Genomic DNA, 13,842 nt, shown 5'->3' with positions numbered 1-13,842 from the left:
TTTAAAATATGTAAAAAAGGGAACAAAAGTGAGATATTTATTTATAATCGTTACATTTTTTTTCGCTTTGGCTTTTGCAGACAAAACAGTTGTTAAAACAGTTACTATAAATCAGATGTTCTATCCCGAGAAATCGTTTGTTCAGGTAAAAGAGATTGCTCTGCAGGAGGCAAAAAGTGCTGCTGCAAAAGAGATTTACGGTGAATTTTTAACTTCTGAAACTCTAATGTTTAACGGAAAGATTTTGGATGATGTTATACGAGAAGAATCAAGCGGCATTGTGCGCATTAAAGGCGAACCGAAATTTAGAAACGGAGAAAAATTCGGTGATATTGTCGTAACCATTGAGGCTTTTGCCACGGATGAAGATTTGCAAAATATGGCTATGCAAAGAGAGAGTGAAGAGTTTAGCATAGATGGAGTAGATGACAAAATTGCTCAGATAAAACAAGGTTTTTATGGCACATGGAAGGGTTTTATTATGAAAAGTGGAGGGAGCAGCAGTGATGTTATTGTAAAGATAACCAATTCCGGAAAAGCGACCATAAACTATATTGCTTCAAATTGCGGCGGAGATTTGATTATTCAGCAAAAGAGTTCGACAATGATTAAGTTTCGTCAAAAGCTTAATTACGGGTGGCAAAGATGTACAGACAAGCTATTTGTAGTGCTAAAAAAAGTAAATGATACGCAATCTCTCTTTATGCAGCTGGACGAGGAGGGGATAGAAGTTGCAAAAGGAACGCTCTATAGAGAAGAGTAAATGAGAAGCTTTTTATATAGAATTTTTTTGCTATTTTTACTCTACTATCTAAGCGGGTGTTCACTGGAGCCAAAACCAAAAGAGCAAGAAGAGCTTCCTTTATGGGTGAATAATCACTCTTTAACACAGGCAGTCGGCACAAGCGAAGTCAATTTTCAAGGGGTTTATACGCAGCAAGCTGAAGCTCTTAATGAAGCAAAGAGTCAATTGGCGCATAATATAAGCTCCTATATAACATCCTCTTTAGAGGGTGAGCTAAAAGTAAATAGTACTGAGATTTCAAATAAATTTAGAGATAAAATCAGTGCTCTCTCTAAAGTGTTTTTAAGTGAATCGTATCAAGTAGATGCATATTTTGATTCACAGCGAAAACTCTACATTTTAGTAGAGAGTTCAAAAGAGAGAATTGATAAAATAATCGGCAGAAATTCAAATACTAAAGAGGATAAAATCTCAATTCCTTCTTTGGCGACTCGTCCATTTGAGAAAGATGAACTTATAAAGAGCAACTGCTATTCAACAGAGATACTTCAAACAATCAATACAAAAAGTGCTCTTTTTCAAAATAAGCCTGTATGGTTTTTTAGGCCAAACCAAAACGGAGTATTTGGTTCTGTCGGAATTGCAGAAAAAAGTGAGGGAATGAATTTTTTAGAACAAAAAAAGGCCGCATCGGCTTTGGCAAAATCATCTCTTTTAAAAGATAAAAAAATGCAGATAGAATCAGAGCATGAACTCTTAAAAATAGTAGATGATGAGATATCTGGAGAAATATTTGAGTCATCAGCTGTTATTAGAAGCAAGGCTAAATCGATTTCTGTAGAGCAAAAAGATATCTGGCTTGATCCTAAAAGTTGTGAGTTGTATATATGGATTGTAAGAAAAGATGAGATATAAAAATAATATGCTAAAAGTTTTAAATAGAGCGCTTTTTATTTTTGCTTCTGTGTTTTTTACAGGATGTGTGGCAAACTTGGCAAACTCCATAGGAGTGGATGTCGGCAGTTGTGCGCAAAGTTATGAAAAATTTGTTGCGGGCGAGTATAGATTGTCGGCAGAAATTGCGCTTGGGGATAAAGATGAAAAATCAAAGCTTGATGAGGCAAATCTTCTTTCTGCTCTTCAAGCCGGAAACAGTTACTTTTTTGCAAAAGAGTATAAAAATAGTCTTAAAATGCTTGATGCGTCTGAAGATATTATCAAAGTTCATCATAAAAAGACACTCTCTGCAAATACAAGTGATTATATTGCAAGTCTTATGCTAAATGATATGGCAATAGATTATCATGCTTCTATTTCTGAGGCAGTGATGGTAAATACATATAAATCACTCGACTATATGGCTCTTAAAAAATTTGAGCAGGCGCGAGTGGAGCTCAACCGTGCTGTTGACCGCCAGCGCCGTGCAAAAGAGACATATGCAGAGTTAATCGCCAAACAAAAAGATGCTATAGCCGAGAAAAAGAGGGAGCAGAGATCAGATGCATTTGATAAAACACTTAATAATCCACAGATAAAAAGTATAATTAGACAAAATTATTCCACTCTTGAGCAGTTTGAAGCATATCCCGATTTTATAAACCCTTTTACTACATATTTGGCAGGTCTCTTTTTTGCAATAGAGGGTGATTATGCAAAAGCATCCTCTCTTTTAAAAGAGGCTTACGGTATGTCACCTCATAATAAAACAGTAGAATCTGATTTTGAAATGGTTGAAAATGCACTTTTAGGGAAACTTCCTAAAGATAGATTTGTATGGATAATATATGAAAATGGTTTAGGTCCAATTAAAAAAGAGTTTAAAATAAATATTCCAATATTTTTAGCCTCAAATAAGCTTATCTACACCGGTATAGCATTGCCAAAATTACAAAAACGACAACAAGCAACGCAAAATATAGCTGTTTTTTCTCAAGGTAAATTACTTGATAAAACATCGGTTATTAGCGATATGAATCGTGTTATACAAACAGAGTTTAATTATGTATATAATGATATTTTAACGCGTGCAATATTTTCTGCAATGCTTAAAACATATGCACAATATCAGGCGGGTGATGAGAATCCATACCTTGGATTGGCCACCGCAGTGTTTCAACTTTTAACAAACCGTGCAGATATTAGAAGCTGGAATACTTTACCTAAAGATTTTCAAGTTGTAAAAGTTAAAATGCCAGAGAGTAATAAGCTTTTGTTAAGAACAGGAGTTCATAATATAGATATAAATATTGATAAAGATGTAAAGCACTCTATTGTTTATGTTAGAATACCAAAAGCTATGTCAAAACCGAGTGTTAATGTTATAAATTTTTAAGGAGTATAGATGAAATTAGTTGGATTGATTGTTTTGATACTCTTCTTTATGGCGGGGTGCAGTAAGTCACCTGAGCCGGAAGATTCAATTGTTAAAGTTATAAGCAGCTGCAGCAGTAGTGATATAATTATAAAAGATATTAAAGGTCGCAAGAGAGCTGACGGTTTTATGCAGGCTCAAGTGAGCGGTGAGAATAAATCAGGCACTTATCAAGTCCTTGAATACCGTATTGTTTGGTTTGATAAAGATGGCTTTAAGATAGAGAGTATACTCTCAAAATGGAACACGGTTCCGGCTTATGCCAAACAGCCGTTTTACATCAATGCAACATCACCGGATACAAAAGCGACTACATTTCGTTTATATATAAAAAAAGAGAAGGAAGTAATATGCGAAGAGCAATACGATGGACATTAATTTTAGCGGTTGTCGGAGTTATATTTGGCGGTTGTGAGACAAAAACTACAAATATAGATATTGAAAATGACAAAGGTGAAGCGGTAATGAGTCTTGATTATAGAGACTTTCAAGGGGCTGCTCAGGATATGATAGAGTCACTTCTTGCTTCGGGTGCTGTAGATAAAAAAGATGGCGAACGATATGTTTTGGTTATCTCACGCATTATTAATGATACGATGCAGCATATCGATACAGATCAGCTTATTAAAAAAATTCGTGTAGGACTTCTTCAAAGCGGCAAGGTTGTTGTAACAACGGCTGTGGGCGTAAGCGGTGCAGAAGACCCTATGTCTATGCAGACAAGAGAGGAGTTGAGAGGCAATGTGGAGTTTGACCAAAAAACAGTTGCCGGCAAAGGCGAAATGATTGCACCTGATTTAAGCCTTTCAGGGAAAATTCTTCAAAGAAATATCAGAGTGGACAGTAAAACTCAAAGAGTTGAGTACTATTTTCAACTCTCGCTTACGGATATTAAAACAGGTTTGGCGTTTTGGGAAGACGAGCGTATCGTTGCCAAAAGAGGCAGCAATAAATCTGTTGCATGGTAATATAAAGAGCAGTTTGCAGATAGTTCTGTCTGCTCTTTAATTTTTATATTTTTTCACACACTTTTTTATCAATCATTAACACCCTTTTGCTATACTCTGACGATAAAATATCAATTTATCAAATAAGGTTTGAAATAAATGATTTCTAAAATAGAGTTGATTAAAAAAGAGGTTTCTAAGGTAGTTGTCGGACAGGAGAAGATGATAGACTCTCTTCTTATTGCTCTTTTGTGTGAAGGGCATATTCTTATAGAGGGTGTTCCCGGACTTGCTAAAACTACAACCGTAAATGCGTTGGCACAAAGTCTGGGACTTAATTTTAAAAGAGCTCAGTTTACCCCCGATTTACTTCCTTCAGACATTTTGGGTGCTGAGATATATGATCCTCAAAACAACAGCTTCAAGATAAAAAAGGGTCCAATTTTCACAAACCTGCTTTTGGCTGATGAGATAAATCGTGCTCCGGCAAAAGTTCAGTCTGCATTATTGGAGGTAATGCAGGAGAAGCAGGTGACTTTGGGAGATACTACATTTAAACTTGAACCGCCGTTTTTTGTTATGGCTACTCAAAACCCTGTTGAGCAGGAGGGAGTCTATCAGCTTCCAGAGGCCCAGCTTGATAGATTTATGCTTAAACTTGTTATTGATTACAATACAAAAGAGCAGGAGTTAGAGATTGCAAGAAGAATATCAAGCGGCAACTTTGAAACAATAGAGAGCGTAATAACGCATGAGGATTTAAAGGAGCTAAAAAAAGCTGTAAAGAGTATACATATCGATGAGCAGGTAGAGGAGTATATGATTGAGCTTGTCAATGCTACAAGAAATCCTCATCTTTATGGACTTGATGAGATTAAAGACTATATACAGTTTGGAGCATCACCTCGTGTAAGCATCGATATGTTTAAGGCGGTAAAAGCGATGGCATTTATGAGAGGTAAGGATTTTGTAACGCCTGTGGATGTTGCCTATATCGCAAAAGAGCTTATGCGACACCGTATTGTGCTTACATATGAAGCCGAAGCAGAGGGCATTACAACTGATGAGATTATACAAAAAGTGCTTGAAACTGTAGCAATACCGTAGATTTGAGCATTATGTTATGAGCAAATTAAAAAAAATATTGGTTCGCGCAAGACGCCAGGTCTTTAGCGAAATGGTCGGAAACAACCCTTCTGTTTTTCATGGTGAAGGGTATGACTTTATCGAGCTTCGTGAATATATGCCCGGTGATGACATCCGCCATATTGACTGGAATATTACCGCTAAGATGCAAAAACCTTTTATCAAAATTTTTCGCGAAGAGAGAGAACTGAGTGTTGTAATAGTTTCTATTTTAAACGGCAGTGTTCACTTTGGTTCTAAGAAATTTAAACAGGAGATAATTGCTGAAGTAGCTGCTCTTTTAGGATTTTCAACGCTTAAAAATGGAGACCTGTTAAGCTCTTATATCTTTACCGACGAGATGATTTCGCATACAAAACCAAGTAAAAAGCTCTATCAGGTTCAAAAAAGTGTCGAAGAGATTTTAAATTTTAATGCATTAAACAGAAGGGTTGATTTTAAATTTATTGCCGATACTCTTTTTAGAAGATTAAAGAGAAAATCGCTTATTTTAATAATCGGTGACTACTTTGAGATACCCGATTTTAAGCTCTTAGCAAAAAAGCATGAAGTTATTTCCGTTGTAGTCAGAGATAGACTTGAAGAGCATCCTCCCAAAATGGGTTTTGCATCTTTGTTGGATCCAGAAAGCGGAGTGGTTTTAGAGGGTGACTTTAACTCTTCGAGTGTAAAAGCTTACAGTAAAAAGGTTGCGCTGCATGATTATAAACTTTTTGAAACACTTAGAAAAAGTGGTATAAGGTTTACAAAAGTCTATACTGATTCAAGTGTAGCTGTAGCACTTCGCAGACTTTTTGAGGGACGATAGATGGAAAAATCACAAAGTTACGATATCCCGCTACATGATATAAAACCAATTGTTGAAGTAGAAGAGTACTCCTTTTACTATTTTTTAGGCATAACTTTTTTGACTCTTGTTTTACTACTTGCAGTTGGCTATTTTATCTATATCTGGTTAAAAAAACGCAAAGTTTTTAATATACGAAAAGAGCATTTTAAGATTTTAAATTCACTCGATTTGAATGATACAAAAAAGAGTGCTTACGCTATAACTTTTTACGGTGCAACATTTAAAAATGATACTCCCAGACATCAAGAGATGTATGAAAATATTGTTAATAGACTTACAGCGTATAAGTACAAAAAAGAGGTTGATGCATTTGAAGATGAAGTTATCGGTTATATAGAACTTTATAAGGAGATGATTGATGTTTGATGGAGTCTATTTTGAATTTCCACAAATAGCATTTATAACTCTTTTTTTTATAGTATGCGCTCTGTTTTGCAAGATGAAATTGCCATCTATCTACTTTCCTCATACGGGCGAGTTTTTAAAAACTTCTGTTTCAGCATCAAAAACACTCTTTTTTTTAAAATGGCTTGGAGTTGTTATGATGATTTTAGCTCTCATGTCGCCTGTAAAAGATGAACCGTACGAACTTGAACCAAAAGAGGGATATGAGATGGCTTTAATTTTGGATGCTTCAGAATCAATGATGGCAAATGGATTTGATGCAGCTAATCCAAGATTGACAAGGTTTGATGTAGTAAAAAATATTGTGAGTGATTTTATATCTAAAAGAGAAAATGACAATATAGGTTTGGTCGTATTTGGGTCTTTTTCATTTATCGCTTCACCTCTTACATACGATGCAAATATTTTAAATAAAATTCTTTCGCAACTCAATATTGGGATGGCAGGAAAATATACTGCACTAAACACATCTCTTGCACAAGGCGTGAATCTTTTAAAGATGAGCAAATCAAAGACGAAAGTGGCTATTTTGCTCACAGATGGCCACAGCACGCCCCAGATTGATAAAATTCCATTTGATGTTGCACTGGATATGGTAAAAAAAGAGGGCGTTAAAGTTTATCCTATCGGAATAGGTATGCCACATGAATATAACAGAGATGTATTAATGCAAATAGCAAAAGAGAGTGGAGGAGTTGCTTTTGGAGCTTCAAATGCCGATGAGTTAAAAGAGGTGTATAAAACAATTGATGCTCTGGAAAAGTCTGAAATAAAAGGAGAGAGTTTTAGTTATATAAAATATTACTATCATTTTCCTCTTTTGATATCTTTTTTGTCTTTGATGCTCTATATATATCTTAGAAATAAAAGGGGGCATGCATGAGTTTTTTACATCCTGAATTTTTGTATTATATGCTGCCTCCGCTTTTTATTTTATTTGGATTTTTGCTTACGCAGAAAGAGGCTTATGCAAACTATTTTACTCAAGAGGTTATGGATAGACTGCGTGTAAGTACAAATACTTTAACGCTTAAAGCAAGAAATGCTCTTTTTTTGCTTATGGGGGTTTTTATAATTATAGCACTGGCAGAACCTGTTATAAAAGAGGGAACTGTTGAGGTAAAAGCCAAGAGCGCAGATATTATGATTGCCATAGATATATCAGACTCAATGCTTGCATCAGACATCTATCCAAACCGCCTTGAAGCTGCAAAACAGAAGGTGCTTACGCTTTTAGATGAAAAACTAAATGAGAGAATAGGAATAGTTGCTTTTGCAAAAAACTCCTATCTTGTCTCTCCTCTTAGTTTTGATGCAAGCGCCGTTGCTTTCTTGCTTCGCCAGCTTGATACATCTTCTATTACTGAAAAAGGAACAGATTTTCTATCACTTTTGGATGTTGTAAATAAAATACAAAAAGATCAAGATAAAAAGTATCTTCTTCTTTTAAGTGACGGAGGAGACAAGAGCGATTTTTCTGATGAAATAGAGTTGGCAAAAAAACACAATATTACTCTCTTTATTTTAGGTATTGCAACCAAAAAAGGCGCGCCTATAAAACTTCAAGATGGAACTTTTATAAAGTATAAAGGAGATATCATTATCTCAAAACTCAATGAGAAGATTGCAGATTTGGCTCTAAAAACGGGAGGTGTTTATATAGAGGGCACAACCTCTTCAAAAGATATAAAAACTATGTTTAAAGAGATAATAGATAAAAGCGATCAAAAAGAGCTAAAGAGTGAAAAAATCCAGAGATATACACCGCTCTTTTACTACCCTTTAGGTATGTCACTTATTCTTTTGCTTATTGCCACAAGCTCTATAGGCGGAAGAAAAAAGAGTAGTGCGGCATCAGTTTTTATACTTTTTTCTCTTTTTCTTTTTAACACTCAACATGCGCAAGCCGCAATTTTGGATTTTATGGAGTTAAGAAAAGCGAAAGAGGCGTATAAAGTTCAAAAGTATGAGGAAGCCGCAGAAATTTATAAAGAGTATGCACAAAATACGCAAAATTCGGAGAGTTATTTTAATGCAGGAAATGCTTTTTATAAACAAGGAAAGTATAAAGAAGCGATAGAGGCGTATGAAAAAGCGGTTTTTGATGATGAAAACAAAAAGGCAGAAAATCTTTCAAATTTGGGAAACGCTTATGCTAAAGAAGCAAATCAGGAGAGTTTGCAAAAAGCTGTAGAAGCGTATGAAAAATCACTAAAAATCAAAGAGGACAAAGAGACGAGAGAAAATTTGCAAGAAGTGAAAAAATTTTTAGAGAAACAAAAAAAAGATAATAAAGAAAAGAGTGATAAAGAGAAGAGTGATAAAAAAAATCAAAAAGAAGATGAAAACGGTGATAAAAGCCAAGATTCAGAAGATGGTGAAAAAAAAGAGTCTGATAAAGATCAAGAAAAAAATTCAGATAAAGAAAAAAATTCACAAAACAAAGAATCAAAAGAGAAAGATCCCGGTGATATGAAGAGTAAGAAAGAAAAAGAGCAAGATAGCAGACCTGATAATAACCAAACAGATCAAAAGAGTAAAAAAGAGAAGGTTGAAAAGTTAGAAAAAGAGGATGAAAACAGTTCACAGAGTCAATCTACTACACCGCAAAAAATAGATAAAGAGAGTATGAGCGATGAGGAAGAGAAAAAATGGATTGAGCAGTTAGGTACTCATAATAGTACCTATTTATATAAACTAAATAGTGAAAAACCAAAAAGCAGCAGCTTAGATGAAAAACCTTGGTAATAACTGATTAAAAGGAAAAAAATTGAATACTATTTTAAAATTACTATTTTTATTATTTGTTTCTTCACATGGAGTTAATGCTGAAGTTATCGCTAAAGTTGATTCTAAAACAGTAGAATTAGGAGAGATGGTTACATACTCTTTAAGTATCTCCGGAGAAGAGATTACAAGACCGAATATAAAGCGGCTCTGTGATAGTGATGTAATCTCTACAAGTTCTCAAACAAGTATGCAGATTATTAATGGAAATATTAGCAAAAACTATGTTTTAAGCTATAAATTTGTACCGCAAAAGAGCTGTACAATAGAACCTGTTGAAGTTGAAGTTGATGGTAAGATAGAATCAAGTAATTCTCTTGAGATAAAGGTCGTTCCTGTCAGCGGGACAAAAGATTTGGATTTTGTTTTAAAGTTACAGAGCGATAAAAAAGAACTTTATGTAGGTGAGACATTTGATATGACACTCACTTTTAAGCAAAGAAAAAATGCAGAAGCAGTTGACAGTAAATTTACTTCACCGGAATTAAAAGGTTTTTGGGTTAAAAATGAATCAAAGCCGCAAAAGTATGAAGATGGAAAATATATCATAACAAAAATAGTCTATACAATGGCACCGCAAAGAGCTGGTGAATTAAAAATCACAAAAGCTCAAATGCAAGTGGCTTCAAGAAGTTCAAAAGTAGACAGCTGGGGCAGTTGGATTCCTTCGATAAAGTGGAAAACCTATTTTTCCAATGAGTTAAGCTTTGATGTAAAACCGCTTCCAAAAGATATAAATTTAGTTGGTGATTTTAGCATAAGTGCAACTGTTGATAAAACAGAAATTGAAGCCAATGAAGCTGTAAATTGTATCGTAGAAGTTTTGGGCAGCGGAAATTTAGAAGATATAAAAAGTTTTAAACCTGAGATTCAAGGAGTTGCTGTTTTTGAGGAAAAGGGTGCTATCGAGGGAGACAAATTAACACAAAAATTAGTTTTCGTTGCTGAGAAAGAGTTTAGTGTTCCTGAATTTACTTTAAAATATTTTAATCCTAAAACCAAAGAGATAAAAACTGTCTCTACAAAAGAGATACCGATACATGTAAAAAATGCCAAATCTGAAGAAGTGCTCAATATAAAAAGACAAGAGAGTAGAAGTGATGCGCAAGAGAGTATAAAAATTACACAAATAGACAGTAGCACTTCAGTGATTATATTTGTATTTGGGCTGGTATGTGGAGTCTTGATTATGATTTTTAAAGAGAAGATAAATTTTAAAAAAGAGCACAAAATTTCCATAAAAGATCCTAAAAATCTTTTGGTAAAACTTCTAGAGTTTAAGCATGATCCACAAGTTGAAGAGATAATAGATATTTTAGAGAAAAATATCTATCAGAATCAAAATATAGAGATAGATAAAAAAAGTGTAACTGAGGTTTTAAAAAAATATAAAATAAATTAATCTAAAATATCATGAAGTCTATTTCCGGCTTCAATATTTTTATGCACTTTATCCCACTCTTCATTTTCAATATACCCTTTTAGAAGCTTTAACTCATCTTCAAAGAGAGTGATTGCTTCAAGCAGATTTGCTCTATTTTGTCTAAAGATGTCTTCCCACATATTTGGAGAGCTCTTTGCTAAACGGCTCATAGAGCGAAACCCACCGGCTGCAAGTGCTAAAATATTATGTTTGTTTTCTTGATGCATAACCGTATTCGCAAGAGAGTAGGAGATAGCATGAGGCATATGAGAGATAAAAGCTGCATGACGGTCATGCTCTTTTGCAGACATAAAATATTTTTTCATCTCAAGAGCTTTAAATATTTTTTTTGCGATTTTTACTTGAAAATCTCCGCTGTTTTCAATATCGCATAAAACTACAACATTGTCTTTATATAAATTATCAATTGCAGCTTTTGGTCCATAACTTTCAGTTCCTGTCATTGGATGTGCAGCAACAAAATTTTTCCGTATCTTGGTCGGAACAGATGAAATTATTTTGGATTTTGTGCTGCCTAGATCTATAATAGTTGCACTCTCTTTTACCTCTGTTAAATTTTTAAGTGCCGAGATTATTCCATCTACCGGAATTGCTAAAAAAATAACATCGTAATTTTTAATTTCACTAAACTCTATAACATTATCAACCAAACCAAGCTCTACTGCCTCTTGCTGGTGAATTTTATTATGATCACTACCGACAATATTATTGATAAAATCTAATTTTTTTAAACTTATGGCAAGTGAACCTCCCATAAGACCTAATCCTATTATTGCTACATTCATATAAGTTCTTTATTCTTTATTTTTTAAATTATACAAAGTTTACTTAATATTAACCTCATAAAAGGTAAAATCTCCTTCTATTTTATAATTATGGAAATTAAATGAGAATATTTTTAGCAACATTGTTAACTTTACTGGCAGTAAATTTATATGCATACACAGTAAAATCTGTAAAATATGACGGTATGGTACATATGTCAGAATCTGTAGCGTCAAGAATGCTTAAGTTTGAAATAGGTGATAATGTTGATGATAAAATGATTGATGAATCTATAAAAAGTTATTTTAAACAGGGATATTTTGAAGATATATGGGTTGATTTAGACGAAGATGGCATTTTAACTTTTCATTTTAAAGAGAAGCCGCTTATATCAAAAATAGAATTAAAAGGGTGGAAAGAGAACGACACTGAAATTAGAGACAGTATCATTCAGATAAAAGTAGGTGCACTGTATGATGAGAAAAAACTTGAAGCTGCAAAAAAAAGAATTATAGAGGCGATTAATCAAGAGGGAAAAATTGACAGTGTTGTAGAAATTTTAAAAGAGCGTTTGGATAATGGCAGCATGCATATTACCTTTTTGGTAAATGAGGGTGCGGAAATAGTTATTAAAGAGTTGGCTTATAGCGGTGTATCTGGCTTGGAAACTGAAAATTTTGATGAGGTTATTGCAAATAAACAACGCGAATTTATGGGTTGGCTTTGGGGACGAAATGATGGTAAGATGAAAGTGGAAGACTTAGCTTATGATCCTTTAAGAATACGCGATATTTATATGCAGCATGGCTATTTAGATATTGATGTCAATGAACCGTTTGTAAAAGTAAATTTTGATAATTATACGGCAGATATGAGTTATCAGATAAAAGAGGGTGAAATTTATACAATTAGTGCTATTACAATTGAGCAGCAAGAGCATGTAATTGATGATATATTAATAAAAGAGCAGATTCAATTGGAAGTAGGCAAAGCATTTAATGTTCAAACATTTAGGGATGATTCACAAAAAATAAAAACTTTGATTGCGGATTTAAGCTATGCATTTGTACAAGTTGTACCGGACCTAAAAAAGGATAAAGAGAATAAAACAGTTGAGGTAGTGATTAAAGTAATACCAGGGGATAAAGTTAAAATTAGAAATGTCATTATTTCAGGAAACAATAGAACTTTAGACAGAATTATAAGAAGAGAACTCTATCTAGGGCCGGGTGATATGTACTCTCTAACAGATTTAACAGATTCAAGAAATGCTCTTGGCAGACTTGGTTTTTTTGATGGGAATACCATTGAAGAGAAGAGAGTAGACAATAAAAATATAGACTTGATTGTTAAAGTAAAAGAAGCGCCAACGGGTAATATCCAATTAGGCGGCGGTTACGGAAGTTATGGCGGAATTCTTATAAGTGTTGCTGTTGATGATAGAAATATATGGGGTTCAGGAATAAATGTAGGTGTTAAAGCTGAGCGTTCTGAGCTAACATCAAATTACTCATTTAATATATCAAACCCACGATTAAATGATAGTGATTTCAGTGGTAATTTTTCTATTTATACATCAGATTATGAATATGATGACTATATTGTTATGTCTGATGGTTTGACTTTAGGAACAGGGCATAGATTTACTAGATTTGTCAGCGGATATATAGGTTATGGATATTCAAACAATAGTTATGACATTGATGAAAATTCTACATATTATAATGACCCCTATTATGAAAATTATGGGAAAAGCTCAATCACACTAAGTGTAAAATTTGATAATACAGATGATTTTTATCTTCCTAGAAAAGGTTTTACTTTTAGCCAAAGTTTTGAAAATGCCGGAATTGGTTCAGATGCTAAATTTTTTAAGAGTGGAACTAGCTTTGGTGCATATAAAGGATTTGAAGAGTATCTTGGGTTTGATCTCATTGCCAGATATAAAGCAAAACTAAATTATGTTAAAGAGATGGGCTATCTGCCAATTGCAGAGAGATTCTATCTAGGTGGTATAGGGAGTGTCAGGGGATATGAATCATATTCATTGGCTCCGACTATAGAAGATTTAGATGAAGAAGACGGTGTTAGAAGAGTAGGCGGTGAGTATAGTGCCACAAACAGCTTAGAATTCAGCTTTCCACTTGTTCCTAAGGCAAAAATGCGTTTAGTGACATATCTTGATTGGGGATACATAGGAACTACAGAAGATAGCAGAGATGATTATTTGGTGAAAAATATATCTCGTGGCGGAGTTGGAGCAGGACTTGAGTGGTTTTCTCCTGTCGGACCTATTCAGCTGATGTTTTCAAAACCTTTAGGAGAGGAAGAGGGAGATAAAACAGCGGCCTTTGAATTTACTATGGGACAAAGATTTTAACT

The 13,842-nt window shown here is 34.1% G+C and carries 13 protein-coding genes; 12 read left to right on the top strand and 1 reads right to left on the bottom strand.

Annotated elements, in window-relative coordinates; translation table 11 throughout:
• Positions 1–28: 28 nt before the first annotated feature.
• The 11 genes from CVO_RS06670 to CVO_RS06620 all read left to right on the top strand — a co-directional run bounded on the left by CVO_RS06670 (position 29) and on the right by CVO_RS06620 (position 10,653).
• The gene (locus CVO_RS06670) at positions 29–763 is read left to right on the top strand and encodes a hypothetical protein (protein WP_159571063.1); all 735 of its coding nucleotides are present in this window, start codon (positions 29–31) and stop codon (positions 761–763) included.
• Positions 764–1,660 (top strand): hypothetical protein, encoded by an 897-nt coding sequence (locus CVO_RS06665; protein ID WP_159571060.1) that lies wholly within the window; start codon positions 764–766, stop codon positions 1,658–1,660.
• A 7-nt stretch (positions 1,661–1,667) separates the two neighbouring features.
• Entirely contained in the window at positions 1,668–3,077 is a 1,410-nt protein-coding gene (locus CVO_RS06660) for a COG3014 family protein (RefSeq protein WP_159571057.1), read from the top strand.
• 9 nt (positions 3,078–3,086) lie between these two features.
• Positions 3,087–3,494, top strand: a complete 408-nt coding sequence (locus CVO_RS06655) for a YcfL family putative periplasmic lipoprotein (RefSeq protein WP_159571054.1) — start codon at positions 3,087–3,089, stop codon at positions 3,492–3,494.
• Positions 3,467–4,084: a penicillin-binding protein activator LpoB gene (gene lpoB, locus CVO_RS06650; protein WP_152298990.1), complete on the top strand. Its 618-nt coding sequence runs from the start codon at positions 3,467–3,469 to the stop codon at positions 4,082–4,084. The genes CVO_RS06655 and lpoB overlap by 28 nt, the downstream gene beginning before the upstream one ends.
• Before the next feature lie 138 nt (positions 4,085–4,222).
• Complete coding sequence (locus CVO_RS06645) at positions 4,223–5,170, top strand: AAA family ATPase (RefSeq protein WP_159571051.1); 948 nt, start codon at positions 4,223–4,225, stop codon at positions 5,168–5,170.
• Positions 5,171–5,186: 16 nt separating this feature from the next.
• Positions 5,187–6,017, top strand: coding sequence for a DUF58 domain-containing protein (locus tag CVO_RS06640; RefSeq protein WP_188093932.1), 831 nt, complete (start codon positions 5,187–5,189; stop codon positions 6,015–6,017).
• On the top strand, positions 6,018–6,425 hold the full coding sequence (locus tag CVO_RS06635; protein WP_159571048.1) for a hypothetical protein: 408 nt from the start codon (positions 6,018–6,020) through the stop codon (positions 6,423–6,425).
• Entirely contained in the window at positions 6,418–7,347 is a 930-nt protein-coding gene (locus tag CVO_RS06630) for a VWA domain-containing protein (protein WP_159571045.1), read from the top strand. Before CVO_RS06635 ends, CVO_RS06630 begins: the two co-directional genes overlap by 8 nt.
• A complete protein-coding gene (locus CVO_RS06625; protein ID WP_159571042.1) occupies positions 7,344–9,212 on the top strand; it encodes a VWA domain-containing protein in 1,869 nt (622 codons plus the stop codon). The genes CVO_RS06630 and CVO_RS06625 overlap by 4 nt, the downstream gene beginning before the upstream one ends.
• A 22-nt stretch (positions 9,213–9,234) precedes the next feature.
• A complete protein-coding gene (locus CVO_RS06620) occupies positions 9,235–10,653 on the top strand; it encodes a BatD family protein (RefSeq protein ID WP_159571039.1) in 1,419 nt (472 codons plus the stop codon).
• On the opposite strand, the gene CVO_RS06615 is transcribed toward CVO_RS06620, so the two are convergent.
• A complete protein-coding gene (locus tag CVO_RS06615; protein ID WP_159571036.1) occupies positions 10,650–11,480 on the bottom strand; it encodes a prephenate dehydrogenase in 831 nt (276 codons plus the stop codon). The genes CVO_RS06620 and CVO_RS06615 overlap by 4 nt on opposite strands.
• 101 nt (positions 11,481–11,581) lie before the next feature.
• Here CVO_RS06615 and bamA point away from each other — a divergent pair, with 101 nt between their 5' ends.
• Positions 11,582–13,840, top strand: coding sequence for an outer membrane protein assembly factor BamA (gene bamA / locus CVO_RS06610; RefSeq protein WP_159571033.1), 2,259 nt, complete (start codon positions 11,582–11,584; stop codon positions 13,838–13,840).
• Positions 13,841–13,842: the final 2 nt, after the last annotated feature.

Origin of the sequence: Sulfurimonas sp. CVO (genome assembly GCF_009883775.1) — a bacterium.
GTDB lineage: Bacteria > Campylobacterota > Campylobacteria > Campylobacterales > Sulfurimonadaceae > Sulfurimonas > Sulfurimonas xiamenensis.
The sequence above is the reverse complement of the archived record's forward strand: the minus strand, read 5'-3'. Positions and strand labels throughout refer to the sequence as shown.

Excerpts from the sequence above, each read along its gene's own strand:
- CVO_RS06665 (WP_159571060.1), top strand. The coding sequence starts at position 764 with ATGAGAAGCTTTTTATATAGAATTTTTTTGCTATTTTTACTCTACTAT.
- CVO_RS06660 (WP_159571057.1), top strand. The coding sequence starts at position 1,668 with ATGCTAAAAGTTTTAAATAGAGCGCTTTTTATTTTTGCTTCTGTGTTT.
- CVO_RS06655 (WP_159571054.1), top strand. The coding sequence starts at position 3,087 with ATGAAATTAGTTGGATTGATTGTTTTGATACTCTTCTTTATGGCGGGG.
- lpoB (WP_152298990.1), top strand. The coding sequence starts at position 3,467 with ATGCGAAGAGCAATACGATGGACATTAATTTTAGCGGTTGTCGGAGTT.
- CVO_RS06645 (WP_159571051.1), top strand. The coding sequence starts at position 4,223 with ATGATTTCTAAAATAGAGTTGATTAAAAAAGAGGTTTCTAAGGTAGTT.
- CVO_RS06640 (WP_188093932.1), top strand. The coding sequence starts at position 5,187 with ATGAGCAAATTAAAAAAAATATTGGTTCGCGCAAGACGCCAGGTCTTT.
- CVO_RS06635 (WP_159571048.1), top strand. The coding sequence starts at position 6,018 with ATGGAAAAATCACAAAGTTACGATATCCCGCTACATGATATAAAACCA.
- CVO_RS06630 (WP_159571045.1), top strand. The coding sequence starts at position 6,418 with ATGTTTGATGGAGTCTATTTTGAATTTCCACAAATAGCATTTATAACT.
- CVO_RS06625 (WP_159571042.1), top strand. The coding sequence starts at position 7,344 with ATGAGTTTTTTACATCCTGAATTTTTGTATTATATGCTGCCTCCGCTT.
- CVO_RS06615 (WP_159571036.1), bottom strand. The coding sequence starts at position 11,480 with ATGAATGTAGCAATAATAGGATTAGGTCTTATGGGAGGTTCACTTGCC.
- bamA (WP_159571033.1), top strand. The coding sequence starts at position 11,582 with ATGAGAATATTTTTAGCAACATTGTTAACTTTACTGGCAGTAAATTTA.